16 protein-coding genes, 1 tRNA gene and 1 pseudogene are annotated in these 22,149 nt (G+C 38.7%); 7 read left to right on the top strand and 11 right to left on the bottom strand.

The genetic code is table 11. The features are described from left to right. Positions 1–436: hypothetical protein (locus AB7E63_RS10255; RefSeq protein WP_428419418.1), on the bottom strand; the 436-nt coding region annotated here is incomplete at its 3' end. A gap of 143 nt (positions 437–579) precedes the next feature. Here AB7E63_RS10255 and AB7E63_RS10250 point away from each other — a divergent pair. After that, positions 580–664 (top strand) — tRNA-Ser (locus AB7E63_RS10250). 715 nt (positions 665–1,379) lie between these two features. Beyond that, on the top strand, positions 1,380–3,755 hold the full coding sequence (locus AB7E63_RS10245; RefSeq protein WP_006342299.1) for a J domain-containing protein: 2,376 nt from the start codon (positions 1,380–1,382) through the stop codon (positions 3,753–3,755). A 352-nt stretch (positions 3,756–4,107) separates the two neighbouring features. On the opposite strand, the gene AB7E63_RS10240 is transcribed toward AB7E63_RS10245, so the two are convergent. From AB7E63_RS10240 to AB7E63_RS10210, 7 genes are all read right to left on the bottom strand, one after another. Then, positions 4,108–4,947, bottom strand: a complete 840-nt coding sequence (locus tag AB7E63_RS10240) for a hypothetical protein (protein WP_006342298.1) — start codon at positions 4,945–4,947, stop codon at positions 4,108–4,110. A gap of 180 nt (positions 4,948–5,127) precedes the next feature. Continuing rightward, positions 5,128–6,225 carry a serine hydrolase gene (locus AB7E63_RS10235; protein ID WP_006342297.1) on the bottom strand — a complete coding sequence of 366 codons (1,098 nt, stop codon included), beginning with the start codon at positions 6,223–6,225 and terminating at the stop codon, positions 5,128–5,130. A gap of 906 nt (positions 6,226–7,131) precedes the next feature. After that, on the bottom strand, positions 7,132–8,895 hold the full coding sequence (locus AB7E63_RS10230) for an ABC transporter ATP-binding protein (protein WP_428419415.1): 1,764 nt from the start codon (positions 8,893–8,895) through the stop codon (positions 7,132–7,134). A gap of 120 nt (positions 8,896–9,015) precedes the next feature. Further along, the gene (locus AB7E63_RS10225; protein WP_013924553.1) at positions 9,016–10,047 is read right to left on the bottom strand and encodes an ABC transporter substrate-binding protein; all 1,032 of its coding nucleotides are present in this window, start codon (positions 10,045–10,047) and stop codon (positions 9,016–9,018) included. After that, the gene (locus AB7E63_RS10220; RefSeq protein ID WP_006342294.1) at positions 10,044–10,817 is read right to left on the bottom strand and encodes an ABC transporter permease; all 774 of its coding nucleotides are present in this window, start codon (positions 10,815–10,817) and stop codon (positions 10,044–10,046) included. The genes AB7E63_RS10225 and AB7E63_RS10220 overlap by 4 nt, the downstream gene beginning before the upstream one ends. Further along, positions 10,814–11,689: an ABC transporter permease gene (locus tag AB7E63_RS10215; protein ID WP_006342293.1), complete on the bottom strand. Its 876-nt coding sequence runs from the start codon at positions 11,687–11,689 to the stop codon at positions 10,814–10,816. Before AB7E63_RS10215 ends, AB7E63_RS10220 begins: the two co-directional genes overlap by 4 nt. Then, on the bottom strand, positions 11,686–12,864 hold the full coding sequence (locus tag AB7E63_RS10210; RefSeq protein WP_006342292.1) for an ABC transporter ATP-binding protein: 1,179 nt from the start codon (positions 12,862–12,864) through the stop codon (positions 11,686–11,688). The genes AB7E63_RS10215 and AB7E63_RS10210 overlap by 4 nt, the downstream gene beginning before the upstream one ends. Positions 12,865–13,120: 256 nt before the next feature. Here AB7E63_RS10210 and AB7E63_RS10205 point away from each other — a divergent pair, with 256 nt between their 5' ends. From AB7E63_RS10205 to AB7E63_RS10185, 5 genes are all read left to right on the top strand, one after another. Continuing rightward, on the top strand, positions 13,121–14,869 hold the full coding sequence (locus AB7E63_RS10205; RefSeq protein ID WP_428419410.1) for an AMP-dependent synthetase/ligase: 1,749 nt from the start codon (positions 13,121–13,123) through the stop codon (positions 14,867–14,869). Continuing rightward, positions 14,866–16,140 (top strand): thiolase family protein, encoded by a 1,275-nt coding sequence (locus tag AB7E63_RS10200; RefSeq protein WP_006342290.1) that lies wholly within the window; start codon positions 14,866–14,868, stop codon positions 16,138–16,140. The genes AB7E63_RS10205 and AB7E63_RS10200 overlap by 4 nt, the downstream gene beginning before the upstream one ends. Before the next feature lies 1 nt (position 16,141). After that, positions 16,142–18,289 (top strand): 3-hydroxyacyl-CoA dehydrogenase NAD-binding domain-containing protein, encoded by a 2,148-nt coding sequence (locus AB7E63_RS10195; protein WP_059358826.1) that lies wholly within the window; start codon positions 16,142–16,144, stop codon positions 18,287–18,289. Between the two features lie 7 nt (positions 18,290–18,296). Then, positions 18,297–18,962: a hypothetical protein gene (locus AB7E63_RS10190; protein WP_284452685.1), complete on the top strand. Its 666-nt coding sequence runs from the start codon at positions 18,297–18,299 to the stop codon at positions 18,960–18,962. 407 nt (positions 18,963–19,369) lie between these two features. Beyond that, positions 19,370–19,939 (top strand): hypothetical protein, encoded by a 570-nt coding sequence (locus AB7E63_RS10185; protein WP_428419407.1) that lies wholly within the window; start codon positions 19,370–19,372, stop codon positions 19,937–19,939. A gap of 420 nt (positions 19,940–20,359) precedes the next feature. On the opposite strand, the gene AB7E63_RS10180 is transcribed toward AB7E63_RS10185, so the two are convergent. From AB7E63_RS10180 to AB7E63_RS10170, 3 genes and pseudogenes are all read right to left on the bottom strand, one after another. After that, positions 20,360–20,713 (bottom strand): hypothetical protein, encoded by a 354-nt coding sequence (locus tag AB7E63_RS10180; protein WP_428419405.1) that lies wholly within the window; start codon positions 20,711–20,713, stop codon positions 20,360–20,362. Positions 20,714–21,111: 398 nt separating this feature from the next. After that, a complete protein-coding gene (locus AB7E63_RS10175; protein WP_013924560.1) occupies positions 21,112–21,771 on the bottom strand; it encodes a hypothetical protein in 660 nt (219 codons plus the stop codon). Beyond that, positions 21,768–22,149 (bottom strand): annotated as a pseudogene (locus AB7E63_RS10170) (AAA family ATPase); the annotation flags it as partial. The gene AB7E63_RS10175 and the pseudogene AB7E63_RS10170, both read right to left, overlap by 4 nt.

Here is a 22,149-nt window from a genome sequence, read left to right as displayed (position 1 = left end):
TAGATTCCTCGGTTAAATCCGTCAATGCTTCTAAAGAGGCTTCAACCGCATCTTCGTTGATAGACGTTAACCATAGGCTGTGAACTTCAAGAAAGCAGGGAAAAAGATCCAAAAAGATTTCTTCCTTTGGTTGCTTAAAATCAATGTGCCTAAAATGATGAAAGGCATTGCTAATCGATTGTGCATATGTTTGGGAGGTTTCTCGACAACAAAAACTTTCGACAGTCTGCCAGAGCTCCATCACATCATCTTCGGAAAAAGAAACACTTTCAAATGGGGCATTTTGTTCGTCCGATAAGGAAAGGCACAATTGCTCTAGGTAATAAGTGAGGGAAGCGGCCGCATTTTGGCTGGCTTCATCTGTTGAAAAAAAGTTTTTAGCGCAGAGTGAAAATGTAAAAAAAAGGGTAAAGCAAAAAGTCAACAAACGTTTCATAAGAGGTCTCCAAGGCATTCAATTTTTTTTGATCATCTTAGTCCTTGTGTGCAGAATGTGCAAGTTTTCTTTAGAGATTTTCTAAAATTGAAGTTTCCCTTGATCGATTATTAGGGGATTTGCTATAAAGTAGCCTTATTCACGGAAGAGTGGCAGAGCGGCCGATTGCGTCTGTCTTGAAAACAGAAGGCCTGAAAGGGTCCGGGGGTTCGAATCCCTCCTCTTCCGATTCTTTCTTGAATCAGATCGAGCACCACATAAGCTTATCCAATCGCTATTACAGTGATGAAATCGCCTTTTTTCCCTTCATTTCTAAGTTTGAAAATAGAAAATTCAGAAACGGTCTCTTTTTCTCAACTTTTGTATTTTTGGATTGTTTTTCCATTATTATATCCCATTGGACTAAGTAGGGCTCTATTTGCATCTTAATTTAAGATCAAACCTTCTCTCAAAAAATAGAGTTCAAGTTTAGCTTGTTTTCTTAAGTCATCCCGCAGATGAAATTCTCGAAAAGATCGCTTTAGCCGATCTCCGCAATCGTAAACAAGAGTAACTTATTCTTTGAAAGACAAATTTCTTTCGGTTCTTTCAGGTTGAAGACTCGGTAATTTCAAAAATCTTGATAAGCTCGAAGCCTAATCAAAATGAAAAACATTACAAAGAAGGTGATCGATAAAGCTCGCGAGCGCTCTTTTATATCTTTTGCTAGATTTGTCTATGAAGCGAAAACTAGCTAGCTTCCGCAATTCTGGAAAACCCCGAATACATCTAGTTTCCTCAAAACATTTTGATCGTGCGTATTTAAAGCTTCATTTTTGTTGAAATTCTCATGTTTTTATTAATCTCATAAGTTTTATCTGTTTTCGTCACCTCATAAATTTATATAATCTTAATGTAAAAGTAATAAAATTGTTTTTTTAACAAAATCGTATATAGGCAATAAATGAGTATTAAATTTGAACAAACTCCCTATCTTAAGGTCATTAGAGAGAATGAAAAATTTAAGAATGATAGGAAGATTTTCGATTATACCAAGGAACATTTACAATTTAGGTATGGCGATGTCAATCGTCAGAAGTTTAACAAAAAGTATTCAGCAGAAGGTTGGTTTGGACGAAAAATAACAGCTCTTCCTGCAGCAATTTGGTCAGGGGGTGTTAAGGTTATTTATCACTTTGTTAAAGCGATTTTTATAGGAGTTCCCAAAGCATTTTTTGATAAAGGACAATGCCTAAAAGTCCATTTTTTTAATGTTGCAAGGGATTTTCAGGAATCATACGGAAGATTGGCCTCACTTTTTAATGATCGATACGGGCATTTTCATGTTCAAGAAAGCCAATTTCAAAAAACTTGTTATGACTGCTTTATAGAAAATGTCAAAGGTGCAAATAGCTCAAAATTGACTGGGTCTTATTATAGATTACACGTATTAAAATATGGTGTGATGATTGATAGCGAAGCAAAAAAAACGTCTCTATCAGATTATAAAGGAAAAACAATAGAAGAGCGTAACAAGTTGCTTCACAGGTTTAATTTGATTCAAGCTTTTTCCCAATTTTCAGCTTCTGATATAAGCTTGAATGACTTCATTGATCGGACAGACATAGAAATATTAAAGATTCTTACTCTTGAAGATGTGATTATTCCATTCCAGCACTCTAAATTGAAATTTGCTTTACTGAACGAAGACAAATTCAATGCTTTAAGTGTTAGAGATCTTCAAGAAGACTCTATTAATCCAGATCAATTCTCTTTCATCAGGCAGAGATTAGAAAAACTGTTTAAGAATGAAGGGAAAAGCTCCAAACAAAAAACAATTAACGATTACAGTGATATTCACGATATTCCTTTAAAAGATCTAACTCAAATTAGTGCCGATGACATCAATAAATATAAAGAAAAGATTCCACCTGTAGCCTTTACCTTTTTCACAAACGATCAGATTCAGAATCTGAAGCTTTCCGAAATGCAAGCTACCCAAAACAAAGCATTATTTTTTGCTTTAGATGAAGCTAAAGCAAAGGAAAGACTAGCTCTTTTTGATGGACAAGATGTTGTCGATGCTATTCATAAGGGGTTAATGACAGGAAGTGTACTAAAGTTTCTCTCCGATAAGCATGTAAAAGAGCTGAAATTAAAACAACTAAGTAAAGAGCAGGTTGATGTCATTTTTTGTTACAAAGATGATTCCAGCCAAGATGCTTGTTGTTTTAAAGCTTTTAATGTTGATGATGTTCAAAGTGCAATTGAAGAAGGTATTCTTACAACTACTTATCAGTTACAGCTACTGACAGATCAACAGTTGAAAGGTGTTCGGTTATCTAAATTGTCCACTGAGACAATCGACCATATGTTTCCCTCTCGCGATGATAATACGCCTGATTTGAAGCGGTTTGCAAACTTTGAGGTAGAAGAAGTTCAAGCTGCATTAAACACAGGATTGATAACAACCACTTATCAGTTACAGCTACTGACGGATCAACAATTGAAAGGTGTTCAGTTATCTAAATTATCCAGTGAGACAATCAACCGTATGTTTCCCTCTCTCGATGATAATATGGCTGATCTGAAGCGGTTTGCTAACTTTGAGGTAGCAGAAGTTCAAGCAGTGTTGGACAGCGAGAAACTCAATGCATATCAAGTTAAACTCATATCGATCGAACAGATAAAGAGCTTTGAGTTCTCCTCCATGTCTCAAAAAATGATAAATATGCTTTTTCCTCCTTATTCGGTGGATTATTTCAAAGAGAAGTATTCTAGTTGGAGCTATACCTTTAGAGAGGTGAATGGAAAAGTTCTAGAAAATAGCTCAAGGAAGCGATGTGCTTACACCGAAGACGAATTGCAGAAAATGTCAAAAGATCAGAAACAGAAGAATGAAGAACTTTTGGCACAACTCTCGCTGAATCAAAGAAAATATTTGGAATCACATCTTTATCAAAAAGATAACTCTACTACCAGGGGCAGTTCACAACCGTATTTTGATTCATTTAATTTCTTCTTTAACAATTTTTTTCAGCAAGAGTTTGGAAGTGGTTTTTTTGGTGAATCCGATCCCTTCCGTCAATTTTTTGGGGAAGGATTTGCTGTTGGAACTCAACCAAGTCAAAACGAAAGTTTTGCTGCTTTAGGGTTGCAGCCAAATGCTTCAAAAGAAGAAATAAAAAAAGCATACAAACAATTAGCATTGAAATATCACCCAGACAGGAATTTGAGGCGGCTTGATGAGAAAGAGTCTGATTATGAAATAAGAAGAAAAGAGTGTGAGGAGAAATTTAAAGAAGTTTCTCTCGCATTTGCAAATCTGGCGGCAGAATGATACTGTGGGGTAGTTTTGTCTCAAGCCTAATGAAGCCTTATTTAGAACGAAGTTTCCGATTGTAAACAAGAAGATTACAGAGGCCTCTCCATATATTTGAGATATTCTTTGAAAATCGCGTCATTTTTGAGATTTCAACTTAGATAGCCGGACTCATGGCTTGTAGTTATTTTCAATAAGTCTTTGAAAGGTTATTTAGAGAAGGTAATATTTAAGAACGGGGCTTTCGATTCCATGCTTGGAATATAAGCCTTGTTAGGCAAGTGGGCGAGTTGCTCAATATTTTGAGACTAAAAAAAAAGTGAGAAGGGAAGCCCTTCTCACTTGAAAGAATCAAACTGTTCTAATCAAATTAGAACGCGTAACGAAGTCCAAGAGTAACTGGAACGGATAATACTGGTCCAGTTTTGCCATGGATGATAAGAGGAACTGGCAGTGCAGGGTTAATTACGCTGCTTCCTTCGCCTTCATCAGCATTTGTTGGTCTCCAATCTCCTGACCAGATAGCTTCTGCTTTTACAGTCACTGATAGGCAAGAAGAAAGATCCCAATTCACACCGGCATGGAGTCCACCGCTAATTGTTGTATCAGACTTGAAGCGTGTATGTCTGTGACCAAAGCCTGAAGATCCTCCAGTAACAGTTGTGCGAGTTGATCCACGGATTTTATCACGAGTGATCAAACCAACTTTACCACCAAAGAATGGTGTGAAACTGCAGAAAATTGGGCAAAGGTAATAACGTGTTCCTAAGTAGAAATCGAAAGCACGATATTGGCTAACTCTTTCTCTTGAAGATGCGGAAATATCGCTTCTTCTGTGATGATGACGTTTTCCACAAGCTTGTGTATAGTCAAAATCAGCAAAAACTTCAAGACGATCGCAGAACATGTAGCCTAATTCGATGCCTACATTCCATGGCAGATCAAAAATTTTGCAGAATTTTGGTGTTTTAAAGCTTTCTGGGACTTCAAAGAATGGGCCTAAGTGGTTGAAATAAAGGTCTCTGCCTTTACGTTGAAACCAAGTTGGGGATACACCACCGTTAATGCTGACGCTCCATTTGCATTCATCATAAGGTGTTCCGTAATCGCAGCAACCAAAGTCGTAATCAAAAGCTGAAAGGCTTTGAGTTGACGTGAATAAAATAGTCAAAAACAAAAAACTTGCATAGATCGTTGATTTAAATTTCATAATTTCCCTCAATTTTCATAAATTGCCTCACAAGATAAGTTTGTGAACCTGAGTGAGCTTTTATCAAAATAATTTATAATTCACAAGCATAAAAAGTGAAAAAAAATAAAAAAATTTAAAAAAAGCCTTCTCGGGCCCGTTTGGAAGGGGAATTTTATTTTTAATATTTTTTTTGTTTGTTTAATTTCCAAACTTTTGATAGGCGAGCGAGCTGCCTAATTGTTGCAAAATATATTGCCCAAGTAGGGTATTGCTCACATTTTTGTTGGCCATAATGACCAGACCAATTTGAAGTTCGGGAATAAAACCCATGAACGTTGCAAAGCCTGTCACCCCCCCGTTTTTCGTGTAAAGGGAATAGGAACCGAAGTCTGTCTTCATCCAAGACATCACTTGAGTCTTATTGGCACCCATTTTGAAATTTCCTGTTTCTGTGAGATAAATCGCTTCTGCGATTTTGCTGGGTGTTCCAGGCAGATTTAGGCAGGCGGCCAAAAATTTTCGCATGTCAGCTGCACTCGATCGCAAGGCCCCAGCCGCTTGCATAAGTGTAATAGGCCATTTTTCTGCTGGATTGCCATTCTTATCATATCCTTGAGCGTAATCAGCCTGCCATTGTTGCGGAACTACTAAAAAAGTGTGGTTCATTTGTAGTGGATTTAAAAGATTTATTGACAGGAGATTAAAATAGTTTTTTTGAAATACGTTCTCCAAGGCTAGTCCTAAAATTCCAAAACCAAAATTTGAATACTCATAATGAGTTCCAGGGCTATTTGTCGGATGCCAATTGCGTAGATATTTCACGATATCTGCATAGGTTTTACGATCTTTTTCTGGTATAACACGCATAAAACCAGAGGTATGTGTAGCGAGATGTTGAAAAGTCACTTTTGAAAAAGGACCCGTGAATTCACGCAATCCTGGCAAATATCTTGCCACAGGATCCGAAAGTTTAATTTTTCCATCTAAGACTTCTATGGCTAACAAAATAGCAGTGAAAGATTTTGTAATAGAGCCTAATTCAAAGATTGTATTTTCTGTAATTGGTTTTTTTGAACGCAGATTTGCGCTTCCAAAAGGAAGGAAGTAGGGTTTTCCTTGATAATAAAGAACAACTGCAATTCCAGGGATGTTGTTTTTTTGTTGATATTGCAGAACAGCTTTTTCAACTAATTGAATATGAAAAGATTTTTGTTTTATATGGGATTCAGTGCTGAATAGTGGAGATTTTAAAAAGAATAAAAGGGTAAAGAAGTATATAATTTTGAATAATCCCACTATAAGAACCTGCGGAGTGTTATTTAATTTAACTCTTTTCTTACAAGGAATTTGTTTTAATGTCTTTTAAAATCAGTAAAAACTTTAAATTATTCTTAGGTTTAATTTTTTTAGTCATTTGCGAGTGTTTAATTTTCTCATCTATTTGTTTTTAGCTATTTGCAAATCTGCAACCCACTTTCTATAATTTCTTTAATCTTAGTTAATTCGCTGGGTAATCCACGATTTTCATATGTTAAGTTATCCTTGCTGTCTTTTAAACTTTCAAAACATTAACCTTCCGCTCATTATTCTCATTTCTTCAGTTTTTGCATTCGTGACATCTTTTTGTGATTTATTAACATTTGGAAGGTGTACAGAGTATAATTTCTATTATATTATCTATGAATTCAAGTTTTTCCAGTGTTTATTTTTTCTGGCTTCTCTATTCACAACTTTATCGGTATTCACGCCCCTTCTTTAGTTGCGAGTTTTTTTTGCGTCTTCCCTGATATTTGGGATCTCTTGAAAAACAGCTTCTCCAACTGCAATCTGATCCTTTACTTTATCGGGATGGCATATAAAGTAAAGTTTTTTTGTTGCTCGGTCTACGTCACTTTCAGTAAACTTGCCCGATTCTCTTTCAGAGAATCAAAATTTTTATGCTTATTATTTAATGGGATTTATCTAAGATTTTTTGATAGGACACGAACTTTATTAATGAGTGTATTCATCGTGATATTTTGATTATCTCCGACAGAAAACTTTCTTCCTCTTTTTAGTGAAAAGCTCGCTTTAGCATGTTCAATATCATTTTTTAATTTAGATATATCTTTGTGAACTGTGCTTACATTTGGTAAGGGCGAATTTAAAAATCTCTTTTACATTGTTTATTATAACTTAATGCTGAGGTTATTATACATCGCTCTAAGTGTTTCGCAAAAAACCGCCAGCTTGCATGTTCCATAACGTGGCATATTGGCCGTTTAGTTTAAGTAATTCAATATGAGTGCCTTGTTCAATAATTTTGCCATGACTGAAGACAAGAATCCGATCCATATGAAAGAGCGTTGACAGGCGATGGGCGATCACGATCGTCGTTCTTTTTTGCATCAAGAGAAGAAGGCTTTCTTGAATGTAATGTTCTGTTACAGAGTCTAAAGAAGAAGTCGCTTCATCTAAGATGAGAATCGGGGCATTTTTTAATAATGCACGTGCGATGGCAATCCGTTGTCTTTGCCCCCCTGAAAGTTTGATGCCTCGCTCTCCGACAAGCGTATTGTATTGTTGAGGCAATTTATCGATGAATTCATGGCAATTCGCCTGGATCGAGCAGGTAATCACTTGTTCATCTGTCGCGTCCAAACGGCCATATCGAATGTTTTCCATAAGAGTTCGATGAAAAAGAATGGGGTCTTGTGGAATCATGGAAACTTGACTGCGCAGAGACTCTTGCGTGACATCCGCTATGTTCTGATCATCGATCAGAATTTGTCCGGATTGAATATCAAAAAAGCGCAAGATCAAATTGACAAAAGAGCTTTTACCACTTCCCGAGAACCCTACGAGTCCAACTTTTTCCCCAGCCCGAATGGTCACCGATTTGTTCATGAAAATGGGAGGTCTTTTTTTATAGTGAAAGTGCACTTTGTTGAAACGAATTTCACCTTTCGTGACATGTAGGAGAGGGGCATCGAATTTGTCGACAAGACCATGTGGAGGAGAAATAATCGATAAAGATTGTGTGCACGTGCCAATGTCTTCAGAAAATTCAGAAATATTGTTTGCCAGGAAGAAAAAACCTTCGATAATCCACATAGTTAAAGTTAAAACCAGGGCAAAGTCACCGACTGTAACGTTGTTTTTGGAACGCTCATAAATCAATAGCCAAGTCATGCAACCCACTAAACAGGTAATTGAGAGCGTATAGAAACATTTGACTTTCAGCAGATACCATTGAAGGTTCTGGTCTTTCGTGACAGTATCTTTTAGAGCTTCCTGTAGATAACGGCTTTCATATTTTTCATGTGCAAATAATTTAATATTTAAAATATTTGACAGGCTATCGACAATTTTACCTGTGATAGAGCTTCGTGCATATGAAAAAGTCTCTGCGTATTCTTGAGATTTTCTGGCGAGAAGTAAGGAAATGGAGATAAAGAGAACGCCCCAAGTAATTAAAATATAAGAAAAGTAAGGATTGATAAAATAGAGTGTAATGGATCCCGTCACTAGCGAAAGCAGATGAGCTGCATATTGGATTGAATTGGTGATCAGAGTTGTCATACTCTTAGCCATGTCATTAATCTTATTCGTCAAGCTACCTGAAAAATGATGTTGAAAATATTCATAAGAATGTTTTTCAACATAATCAAACATCTCCTGAGTAATTTGGGCTTTCATCTGAGGGATCATTTTTAAGATTAGCCAATCATTAAAACGAAAGACGATTCCGATGCTTAGTCCAAGTCCAACATAGAAAATAGCGGGAAATAGTAAGGCATTAAAAAGTTGTGTTGGGTTTGTTGAAGTATCATTCACACGGTCAATAATCACTTTGAGAGCATAGGGGCTTAAAGAAAAACTGGCTGCCCAGTAGCAGGCAACTAGAATTAAACCAACAATTTTAAGCGGTTGCTTTGCGAGAAAATGGCGGATGAATTTGGGGAATGTGGAGGGGAGCTTTGCCATAACCGACCTTTTTGAGCAGGAGCTTAATTAAGTCTATTATGTAATTGAAATATGATTCATTTTACACAAAAAAAGAAGAAGGAACGGTTCATCTTTTAAAATGAACCATTCTTTATCGAATTATAGGGCTTCTTTCACTGTTTCCCATGCACTGATATAGCGGATATTGTTTTCCGACAAATCATGGATGACCTCTGATCTTTGCAAAATTTCATTTGGAAGATTCAGGGCTGGATTATTTCTGACTTTTGGACTAAGGTATTGGGCTGCAGCAGTATTTGGAGAAATAAAGAAAACAAATTCCATATTTTCTGCCGCTCTTTTGGGCTCTAGAAGAAAGTTAATGAAGGCATGTGCAAGTTGCACTTCTGGCGCATGTTTGGGAATAATAATTTCATCAATCGATATAGCCGTTCCCTCTTGAGGGTATAAAATGCCAATATTTGCATCTTCTTGCATAACTTGGATCAGATCCCCACTGTAACCTTGTACGACTAGGTATTCAGCGCTCGCAATTCCATTTTTGTATTGCTCACTGTCAAATTTGGCTAGGTTACGTTTCCAGTTAATGAGGGTGGAAGCTGCTTGTGCAATTTGAAAGTCATCCGTCGAATTTAAACTATAGCCGAGACTTTTGAGTGCCGCACCCAAAGCTTCTCGTACATCATTTAACATGGTCATGCGACCTTTCAGATCCCGCCGTGCAAAAATTTCCCACGTAGGGGAGACGCGCTGAACTTTATCAATTCTATATCCGATACCTGTATAACTCACCATGTAAGGCACTGCTAGTTCAAGAGCTTGTGCTCCACCTGGAATTGGGAAGTTTAAATCGACATATTTCAGATTGGGAATTAGCGAAGGATCAATTTTTTGGAGCAGCCCTTGCTTATGCATCATTTCCACATAGTAGCTACTTGGAAAAATGATATCGTATCCTGTAGCCCCGGCTTTCAATTTGGCATACATCGCTTCATTAGACTCAAAGGTATCTAAGACAACTTTGCAATTAAATGTATGTTCGAACTCTTCGATGATCCCCGGCTTGATATAGTCGGACCAGCAGTAAACGTGCAGCTCTTTTCGGTTGGAATTGCAGGCTGTCAGCAAAAGCAATAAACCTGTTATTGCGTAAAGCATATAATTTCTCATATCGTTTCTCCTTTGGTTAAATGCTGGGTAATCCAGGCGAGGGCAAATGTCACAACAAGTAGAATAGTGGAAAGCGCATTAATAAGAGGAGTTGATCCGAATTTAATCATCCCATAGACATAAATCGGAAGTGTTGTGGACCCTGGTCCTGCCACAAAAGAGCTCACAATGTAGTCATCGAGAGACATTGTGAATGCTAACAGAGCTCCTGAAATAATTCCTGGAGCAAGTAAAGGAGCGAGAATTCGACGTGCAATGGTTCCCCAGCCAGCCCCTAAGTCTTGAGCGGCTTCGATCACAGCAAAGTCAAAATTTTGCAATTTTGACCACACAACCATCGTCACATAGCTAATACAGAAAGTTGTATGGGCAACAAAAATGGTGAATAAGCTCAATGGAATTTTGCTCATCACAAAAAAGAGGAGTAAGCTCATTCCCATCAGGATGTCGGGAATGACTAGGGGGGAATAAATAAGGGCGTATTGAATTTGTTGAATGCGAGACTTATAGCGATAGAGTCCAAACGCAGCAGCCGTTCCCATTACTGTGGAAATAATCGTGGCGCTTAACCCCACAATCAAAGAGTTTTGGACCGCATTCCAAATGGCTCTTTCGTGAAATAATTTTTCATACCACTTAAGAGAAAACCCAGTCCAAACCCCTCCAAATCGTGATTCATTAAAGGAGTTAACCATCAAAATGACGATGGGAAGATAAAGGAATAACAAAACCAAAATGGTGGCAATTAGAGGAACACGACTCCGTTTCATTTTCCTCTCCTGATAAAGAATTTACGCTTTTGTACCCGTCTTTGCAGCCATGCAATGGATGCCATGGGAACTAAAACAGCAATCGTTAGCAAAGCGGAAAGAGCACTAGCTTGAGGAAGATTGCGATCGGTAAACGTTTTTTGCACAATCTTATTCCCAATCATTTCACTGCTCGGTCCTCCCACTACGTCAGGAATCACATAAGATCCTAAAGAAGGAATAAAGACCATTAGAATCGCTGTGACTAATCCTTTTTTGATGCCTGGGATAAAAACTTTAAGAAAAGCCTGAAAACGATGTAAGCCGAGATCAAGAGCGGCTTCAATGAGCTGAAAATTAAATTTTGAAGCGGCTGCATAGATCGGTAAAATGGCAAAAGGAAGATAAGAATAAACCATGACCAGTAAAACAGCCCCAGAATTGTAAAGCAAAACAGTGTCTTCGGATACCAAATGAAAAAATAAAAGAATCCGCTTGGCCATGCCTTCGGGGTGTAACAGCGATTTCCATGCAAAAATCCGCACAATAAAGCTGCTCCAAAAGGGGAGAATCGTGAGTAGTAATAAAAGATATCTGACTTGTGCATTGGCACGGGCAAGATAATATCCCATGGGGAGGGCAAGCAGGCAGCAAATAGCTGTTGTCAAAATGCTTAACCAAATGGTGCGCCAAACGATCGCATAGTAACTCGCCGTATTTAAGCTTTTAAAGGTCTCAAGCGTCCAGCCTTCGCCTACGCCTCCATAAAAATCGAAAGGCTTAAAGGCTAAAGCGAAAATAATGAGGGTTGGAACTAAAAAGAAAATGAATAGCCATATGAGTGATGGAAGGGTGACTAAAAGTTCACCCAAACGAGATTTCAAAAACTTCATTCGAAATCCTCTTCCATTTCATTTTCGGAGCTTCCTACTTTTTCGGGTGGAAGTTGAGTGAGATTTTCGTCAGAAGCATGCCATATTTTTAGCATGTAACCATCATCTGCATGCCAATGGATCCAGACTTTTTCGCCCCAGGTAATGGGCGTTTGATCCAATAAAAAACGGTTATGCTGCAATGAAATCGCAATTCGATAATCGCCTGTCCGCACCCAATAATTGGTGTGATCCCCTTTATAAATGATGTCGTCTACCATGCCTTCAAAAAGGTTCTGGCGTTCATGATGCTGCGGTTTCTCACGTGAAATATGAATTTTTTCGGGGCGTACACTTAAGTGCGCTTGATCTCCGATGTTGAGATGCTTATCGTTAAAGCACAAGACGTCGGCCAAGCCTTCTAACTTGAGTTGGCAATAATCGCGATTGATGTGTTGAATGACGGTTCCATCTAAAAAGTTGGTGTCGCCAATAAAGGCTGCGACAAAGCTACTTTCAGGGGCTTCATAAAGTTCGACAGGCGTTCCAATTTGCTCAACTTTACCCTGATGCATCACTGCAATCCGGTCGCTCACTGCCATCGCTTCAGTTTGGTCATGTGTCACAAAAAGGAAGGTGATGCCCACTTCATCATGAATTAAATCGATTTCAAAGAGCATTTTTTGACGAAGTTTGAGGTCTAAAGCAGAAAGAGGCTCATCCAATAATAATAAACGTGGCTTGTTAATCAGCGCGCGTGCAATGGCGACTCGTTGTTTTTGGCCTCCACTGATTTGATCGGGCCTTTTATGGGCCTGTTCTTCCAGTTGGATTAATTTTAACATCCGCTCCACTTCATGCTGAATCTCGTTAGCAGGGCGTTTAGCGACACGCAGGCCAAAAGCTATATTTTCCCAGAGACTCAGGTGCGGAAATAACGCATAATTTTGAAAAACGGTATTAACCGGTCGCTTATATGGAGGAAGTCGTGTGATATCTTGTCCATCTAAAAGAATGCGGCCTGAGTCCGGAAGCTCAAAACCCGCTACCAAACGTAAAAGCGTTGTTTTCCCACAACCACTTGGGCCTAAAAGAGAAAAGAAATTCCCGCTTTCAACCGTGAATGAAACGTTGTCAAGCGCAACTACATCCCCATATTTTTTAGATACTTTTTCAAATTCAAGCTTACCCCACATTCCACAAAACCTTATTGTGCTAATTTTTTTTAGATTAAATGAACTCCAAAAGTGTAACAAACAACGCCCTCCTGTGCAACACATTTAGTCCAAAAAGAAATCTTTCAAGACAAAAATGGATCATTTAATGAAGAACTTTTTTTGTTTATGAATAAAAAATAAATACACTAATTTGTTTGTAAGGAAAATATAAATTATATTATTTCGTAAGGTATAATAAAAGAAGAGAAGAAAGGCTTAACACAAGGGTCCAAAAATGAAACCCTTTAAAACATTAGTTGATGTCATTCACTACATCGCAGAGCAAAAAAATCCAAAGGCTTTAAACCATTTGGAAAATGAGCAATGGAAAGCTTTTTCATCTTCAGATTTTGTTACTTCGGTAAAATATCTGACACTCTATCTCAATACCTTACAATTTAATAGGGGGGAGCGCATCGGAATTATGGCACCCTGCTCGGCTTTTTGGACCATCGCCGATTTTGCCATTTTGCTTGCTGGCGGAATTTCGGTGCCCCTTTTTGCGAATATCTCTCATGAAAATTTTGAATATGAAGTCGATCAGGCTGAAATCAAGGTTTTATTCATTTCAGGCGAAGAGCAATGGAAAATGTTGCATGCTCACCAAGGACATTTCAAACAAATCATTGCTTTCGATGAAAAGCCCAACGCTTTAACGCTTTCCGAAGCCTATCGAATTGGAAAAGAAATTGATGCAAAGGATCCCGATTTATATCCGTCTTTGCTATCCAAAATGACAGAAAAAGATGTCGCGACGATTATTTTTACGAGTGGAAGCACAGGCTTACCGAAAGGCGTCGAGCTCACCCAAACAAGTTTAGTGAGTTTATTGCACATAGATCCTTTTCACTGGAATCCTAAAACCGACCGATATTTAAGTGTATTGCCGTTAGCCCATATTTTTGCGCGTGCGTTAAATCTCATTATGGTTGCTTGGGGGATTAGCGTGTACTATTTAGCAGATGTCAAGAAATTGGGAGAAGCGGCTCAGCAGGTAAAGCCATCTCTGATGATTTTAGTCCCCCGTATCTTAGAAAAGATTCAAGCGAATATGTGGGCAAAAGTGAATGCAGGAAATTTTATGACGCGCTTGATAGGAAGGTGGGCTTTGAGATTAGCTGCTCAAAAAGAGTCTTCATTTTGGAGGCAGATCTTTCATCCGATAGCAGATACATTGGTATATTCTCGCTTACGAGAAGCTTTTGGCAATCGACTTCGCCTCATCATTTCGGGAGGTGCGCATCTGAATCCCGATGTTTACCATTTTTTTCTGGCCATTGGCTTTCCTGTTTATGAGGGGTATGGATTAACCGAGGCCGCCACCGTCTCTTGCAATCGCTTTAATCGAATCAAAGTAGGAACAATTGGTCTTCCCTTTGAAGGCATGACTGTTTCGCTCACTCCAGAAGGTGAGCTTTTAGTCAAAGGGGGATTGGTCATGAAAGGGTATTACAAAAGCCCTGAAGCTACACAAAATGCTTTCACAGAAGATGGCTGGTTGCGGACAGGAGATCGTGCACAAATTGACGAAGAAGGCTTTATTACAATTTTAGGCCGATTAAAAGAACTTTTCAAGACCACAAAAGGCGAATACATCTCACCCGTTCCCATTGAACAAGCTCTCGCCAAAGATCGTTTGGTTGATATGGCCATTATCATTGCGGATTCGAGGAAATATGCAACATGTCTTATTTTTCCTGACTTTGAAGCCGTAAAAAAAATACAAAAAAAATTAAACAAAGAGCAGATCCCTATGGAAGAATTTTTACAGGGACCAGAAATCAAGCAGCATATGCATAAGCTCTTGGTTTCTATTAATAAACATTTAAACCATTGGGAAGAACTTCATGATTTTCGAGTCGTTGCGGAACACCCATCGATAGAAGGGGGCGAACTTACTCCTACCATGAAACTACGCCGAGAGGTTATAGAGAAAAAATATGAAGATCTGATCAATAGCATGTATTTCGAGGAGTTGGTATGAAGGAAAGACTTGCCATTATTGAAGGAATTAGGACCCCCTTTTGCAAAGCAAATGAGGTCCTGAGACATCTGGAGGCAGATGATTTAGGTGCTTTTGCTGTTCGTGAATTGTTGGCTAGGATGCCTATTCCAAAAGATAAAATTGATGAACTGATCTTTGGGAATGTGATTGAACCTCCTCATGCCGGTAATGTTGCGCGTGTTGTCGCCGTCAAGGCCGGATTATCCGTTAAAACTCCTGCTTACACTGTGAATAGAAACTGTGCCTCAGGAATGGAAGCCGTTGTAACCGCAGCAAATAAAATCGAAGCTGGCGAAGCCTCCATCATTATAACCGGCGGTACAGAATCGATGAGCCATTTTCCTGTGTTATTTCCTAACCGTATGCGGGAATTTTTGCTTACTTTCAATAAAGCCAAAACATGGAAACAACGTCTTCGAGCGTTGCTCAGTTTTCGTCCTTCGCTGTTAACTCCCCAAATGCCCAAACTTGCAGATCCCCTTTGCAGTCTTTCGATGGGGCAAACGGCTGAAATCTTAGTTCGCCAATTTAAAATTACCCGAGAAGAGCAAGATGCCTTTGCACTGATGAGCCAGCAAAGAGCTCTCGCTGCTCGGGAGAAGCTGGCGGAAGAAATCATCCCGATTCCTTATCCTCCTTTTTTCGATCGGATGCAATTGGTTGATGATGGCCCTCGTGAAGGCACAAGCTTAGAAGGTTTAGCCAAGCTTAAGCCTGCTTTTGACTCATTAACCGGTACAGTTACAGCAGGAAACTCGAGCCAAATAACGGATGGCGCTGTAGCCCTTTTAGTGATGTCAGAATCTAAAGCCAAAGAATTAGGCTTGCAACCGATTGGCTACTTGGTCGAGTATGCTTACGCAGGCCTTGATCCAAGTCGCATGGGGCTTGGGCCTGCTTATTCCATTGCAAAACTTTTGAAAAAAACAGGGAAAAAGTTGCAAGATTTTGATTTAATTGAAATCAATGAAGCTTTTGCCGGGCAGGTAATTGCAGTTGAAAGAGCTCTCAATTCTCCAGAATTTGTAAAAAAAGAGTTAGGAGAAGAGACTGTCATCGGAGAAATAGATCGAAATAAATTGAATGTCAATGGGGGCGCCATTGCTCTAGGCCATCCACTGGGTGCCTCAGGAGCACGTTTAATATTGACTTTGTTAAAAGAATTAAAAAGACGCAAGAAAAATAGCGGACTTGCTGCCCTGTGTATTGGGGGTGGTCAAGGTGAAGCTGTTAGCTTAGAGGTTCAATAAAATGGAAACTGCTTTTACATTTTCACTCCTGCCAGGAGGCATTGGCCAACTCGTTTTTAATCTTCCACATGAAAAAGTGAATGTTTTGTCACCGCCAGTTCTTGAAGAGCTCGAAAATTTAATCGAGCAGCTTGATCCCAGTTCAGGTGTCAAGTTACTCCTCATTACAAGTGGCAAAGAGCATCAGTTTGTAGCGGGAGTTGACCTTAAAAAACTTGAGCCCGTTTTTCAGGATCCTTCCCAAGGGGAAAAAATTTTGGCTTTAGGTCACCGTGTTTATAAAAAGCTTTCAGAATTGCCTTTTCCAACCATTGCCGCCATTGATGGGGCCTGTTTAGGAGGTGGCTTAGAACTCGCACTTGCATGTAAATATCGAATCGTTTCTGATCATCCGAAAACAGCATTAGGCCTTCCAGAGACTCAACTGGGGATCATGCCTGGATGGGGAGGAACGCAGCGTTTACCACGTTTAATTGGGCTTTCATCTGCTTTAGGAATGATTTTAAATGGGAAGACGGTGAATGGTGTAAAAGCGTACAAAATGAAGCTCGCTGATTCTGTCGCTGCTTGGGAGTTTTTTCCTGAAAAAAGTCTGGAATTTGCTCGAAATATTTTAAAACCGGAGTTTGCGCAAAAAGTTTTGAACCGTCGAAAACAAAGTGGCATCCAAAATTTTCTGTTAGAAAAAAATCCGGCAGGAAGAGCTCTTATCTTTTATCAAGCTAAAAAGCAGGTCCTAGACAAAACGCATGGATTTTACCCCGCACCCCTTGTTGCTCTCGAGACAATCAAGCAAACTTACACGCTTCCTCTCAATGAAGGGTTGGAAATCGAGCAGAAAAATTTCGTAGAAAATATTCCCACCAAATTTATGAATGCCAAAAATTTGGTTAAGGTGTTTTTCCAAAATGAATCCCTTAAAAAAGATGCGGGCATTTCTATCCAAGCAACTCCTAGACCCGTGAAATCTGCAGGTGTTTTAGGCGCGGGAACGATGGGTGGAGGTTTAATCTTTTTGTTTAGCTATCATGACATCCCTGTGCGGTTTAAGGATATTAACTGGGAAGCTGTCGCGAAGGGCTACAGCCATGTATACAGCCTGTTCAAAAAGATGATCGAGCTGAAAAAACTCGATAAAGATCAGGCCATCTTAAAGTTTCAACAAGCCAGTGGCACTATCGATTACACGGGCTTTAAACAGCTTGATCTTGTCGTGGAGGCGGCTACGGAAAATTTGGAACTTAAACATACTTTACTTAATGAATTGGAAAGTCAGCTACGGCCAGATGCCATCATCGCCTCTAATACCTCTTCATTAACTATTGCGCAAATGGCATCCGTGATGAAGCATCCTGAACGATTTGTGGGGATGCACTTTTTCAATCCACCCAATCGGATGCCTCTTGTAGAGGTTGTCAAGGGGACCCAAACATCTGATGAAGCCATCGCAACAGCTGTGGAAACATGCCGTCGGTTAGGTCGGACACCTATTGTGGTGGGTGATTGTCAAGGATTTCTCGTGAACCGCATTTTTGTTATGGGAGCTAATGAGATCGTGCGTTTTCTTGAAAAAGGCAATTCAATAGAAAAAATTGAAAAAACTATGCTTGACTTTGGAATGCCCATGGGGCCTTTTCATCTGTCAGATGAAGTTGGAAATGATGTATCTTGCAAAGTTTCTCATATATTTGAAGAGACCTATGGTAAGCGGATGCAAGTTCCAGAACTTATTGAAAGAATGAATCAAAAAGGGCTTTTCGGGAAAAAAACAGAAAAGGGCTTTTATCTTTATGATAGCAAAAAGCCAACAGTTAATCCGGAAGTTCAGAAAATCGTTGAAGTCATCGGACAACCAAAAGAAGAGCTTTCATCCGAAGAAATGGTTGATCGTTCCATCTTTTTAATGATCAACGAAGCGGCACGATGCTTGACCGAAAAGATTGTGCAAAAGCCCTCAGACATTGACATGGCTCTCATTTTGGGAACAGGTTTTCCGCCGTTTAGAGGGGGATTACTTCGTTATGCTGATTCACGTGGAATTCAAACCGTGGTGGATCGACTCAAAGAATTTGAGCAAAAAGAGGGGGCGCGTTTTTCTCCTTGCGAACTCTTACTTGAAATGGCAAAAGAGAATCGCAATTTTTATTGAGGACTTTATGATTGAAAGCACGGAATCGCGATTGACGACATTTGACTTATCGCTTTTGGGATTTAGCTTTGGCAATTTGCTTTTGTGCAAAGTCAGGGAATTGAATCAAGAAGACGATGCGACACTTTACGCAATTGGGTGTGTGGCTAGCATTGTATTGCTTAATGTTGGCATGGTTAGTAAAACTTCGGCACCTGCATTTAAAAAAATCGAATGGATATTTAATCCTTTAGGTTTTGTTGCTTTTATGTCAGCTTGCATTGTGAATGCTGTTGGGCTTAAGGTGATTGCTCAGCAGCCTGTGCTCGTCTTGAAAGCCGCAGTTTTCTCTGCAGCTTGGTGTGGAATGAGACGTTTATACAGTCGGTGCTATCAAAAGAAAAAACCAAGTAAAAATGGTTCTCCTAGTGACGAAAAGTCCTTTAAAAATGATTTAGCCATTATGTCAAGCCCTATTGTACCTCTAGCTTTGACAGGACAGGCCATTCTGCAACGCACTAACTCTATTTTCAGTAGCATTATAACCGGCCTTGTGATGTTTTCTGTCATGGAGTTAAATCGAAATTGGGTTCGTTTTAAAGGAACCCGGACATATTCTTGGGAAATCATTAAAGTTACAATTCCTCTCATTGCTTGCGCAGGTCTAGTTGCGAGCATTATTACACGTTTTTAGGGGATGGTATTCAACCATCTTCTTGATCTAATCATAAAATTGTCAATAATTTGAAGAGAAGATTTGTTTTTAAATTTATGATACATTGGCCTTACTTCCCTAAGTAATTGAAATTAAAAATTTAAAACCAGTTCAAGTAAAATTATTTAATTGAATTTTGATCTGTCTAATTATTTTTCTTTGATTCAATTTGAAAATCGTATGATTTTTCGCTCAATCTTTATTTTTATTAAACAACCCTTTTGGAGGATAAATGACTTCATATGTTCAAGGACCACCGGCTACTATTTTTTTGATGAGAAAACAATGCTTAAATTAACTCAAGAAAGAGATAGGAAAACTTCGAGAGCAAAAGAAGGAAGTTCTATCCTAAGAGAGTCCAGTCTGTTTTAGATAATCAAAAATATGTGGATAAATCAAATTGGGCTGTGACATTTATTGTTGCACATCCAAAATGCTTATGCTGCTCAAATTACAGGCCTGCCAAATTAGTGATTGAGGGAATAAGTGATGGGACAATTCAAAAATATGCAAAAAAAGGAAAACATTTCGTGATTGTTTTCTATGTAGAAACTTTTTATGGAACACTTGAAATAGAGACTCAGTGTATTCCTCAGAAAGATTTAAAATACCAAGAAAAAAGTGGAACATGGGTTAAATCAAGTGCACAAGTCAAGGCAAGGCTTGCTGATGTCGAAAAAGACACGACAAAGCCTTTCAAGTACTCGGTATTTGGAAAATACTCCATAGAAAGTCGAGGATGTCATAATACAGCGACATGGGCAAGAGAGAAATTGCAAGTTATGGATATGACTATGAGCAAAAGCCGGCGTGCGTGGTTTCATGCTAAAACGACAGATTTTACACATCGCCCAAATCGGCGTTCAAATTTTTTGGTTTCTTTGTTTCGAAAAGTTTTCAATGGAGCTAAAAAGAAGTTGAGTAATTTTATACAATTTAATAAAAGCTGCGTTTGACGTGATGATGGGTTCTAATTTATTGCGCCCTTAAAACTTTTTGTTGAAGTGATTCTTAAGATTACTTGCATATGATTTTAAAAATCACTTCCATCGCATAGCTTATGCTTTTTTACGCTTTTGAAGATATATTTAGGTGTATTTAGATAATATGTTTTACCCATTTACCTGAGCTAGATTCTTTTTAAGCATATTATAAGAAATTTAATCCCCAGCAATCATTTTTTTAATAAGTGCTTTAAAAGAGCTTGGCTGAAATTTCCATGTAGTTTACATATGATTGTTTCTTGACGCTTCCCATAAATGGGACAATTAAATTTTCGAGTACTCTGTCAAGGGGGTTTGGATCATCTCTTTTTTTCATTGGAAGAAACGGTCTCTTTAGACTCCTGCGGTTCAATAAATGTGTTAGAGGCTTCTCTATTGTCGAATGCTTGAGGTTTTTTCACAATGATTCATAATCAACTGAATTAGATCAACGGCAAAACAAATCACTTGCCCATACTTTGAAAATAGGGCTCCCAATGCAAGCAATTCTAAAACTATTTTAGCATATCTTTTGTCGTGTCGTGCACAGGCTATTGTGATAGGACGAAGACTACAGGGTGCCAAAACATTTATCATGGCAGTGGCTATATGTACTTCTGCAGAAGAAAACGATTGTTTAATAACTTTTGCTGCAATATTCACAATAAGTGTTGTCGAAGTTCTAAAAGTTTGTGCATTTGGCCAATTTGTGGGAATTTCCCAGAAAGAAGAACTGGTGACTGCCATATGTGACCTATGGGTAACAGGTTCAGGATGTAAGAGGGGAGCACGAGTACACAAGTTCTGCTAGAAATGTGTAGAGTTTTTGAACTGTACCGGAAAATGTAAGCATTTGCGCTTTCATGCTCTACCTTGACTTCTAAGGTGTCATGATGTTACCGAGTGGATTTTTAAACTTAAACGAAAAATGTTCTCTAGTTCTTTTGGGAAATGGTATTTTTTGGCTTGAGTTGAACTACACAAATTGAACTTTTTCATGTGGCGAAACGCAAGGTTGAATCTTGAATTTTTTTTGGAAGTGCAATTGAAAACGCGTGTCTGTAGTTATGTTAAGGAAGATAATTAATCCTACTTGATGGGCCTGGTTCCTGAAATCGTATGATGACTCCAGGAACCAATCAAACTTACTGGTTTGTCTGTACTGGTAGACTCTCATTTAAAGTCTTATAGGCTAATTCAACCTCTTCAAGCATATCTTTAATAAGTTCTGCAAAAGCACCAGAAGAAATTTTTTGTATTTTTTTGGTGTGATTATTTTTTAGCTTTTCATATTGTGCCGTGATGTAATCGATGTTATGGGCTTCTTCCTCTGGGATATTTAAAATTTTGAGAGCCTCTACAGGATTCTTTGGATCTAATTTATCTTTCCATTTAAAAGTGCTGAAAAGCTCTGTCGCTTGTCGTTTAACTGGAACCATTTCTTGACTGTTAGATTCCTGAGATTTCTCATAAAAATTCAACGCCTCACTGATAAGATCCACAGCTAAGCAAACGATTTGTCCGTAGGTGGGAGGGGAAAGGAGAGATCCCAATGCCAATAATTCTAGAGCCACTCTCGTATACCTTTTATCATAAAGAGCACATCCAATTGTGATTGGCCGGATGCAGCATGCTCCTAACGCATTTATTGTACTTGTAGCTAAATGAACTCCAACAGAACAAAGCGACGATTGAATGGCTTTTGCAGCAATGTTCACGATAAGGGTTGTTGAAGTCCTTAATGTTTGTGTGTTTGGCCAAGAGGTCGGAAGTTTCCAGAAAAATGAATTGGTGATTGTTGTCATGGTGTATCCTTTAAGATATTTGATTCGAGACGCAGGGGAGGGACAGGTGTATCGTGGTAAACATTGAGCTCTGCCAAAAATGTTGAAACCTTAATGTAAACTCCCTGGTCATCGCTGGAAAGTGTGAGTTTTTTTGTCTTCAAAGTTCCCCACTGACTTTTTTGTGCAATTATCATATTTCTTATTTCGAGCAGGTATAACTTTATTTGGCGAAGATCAATACCTTCTCTGTAGAGCTTTTTTTCAAATATTTCTAAAATGGATTGCTCATTCTCTAAGACAATTTCTCGACACTCCAGAAGGTCTGTTAACTCTATTAAAAAATGGCGAATGCTCCTTTTTAAAAGGTTTTGATAGCATTCTCCTCTAGGAATAGGT

This window comes from Parachlamydia sp., from assembly GCF_050255895.1.
GTDB lineage: Bacteria > Chlamydiota > Chlamydiia > Chlamydiales > Parachlamydiaceae > Parachlamydia > Parachlamydia acanthamoebae.
The sequence above is the reverse complement of the archived record's forward strand: the minus strand, read 5'-3'. Positions and strand labels throughout refer to the sequence as shown.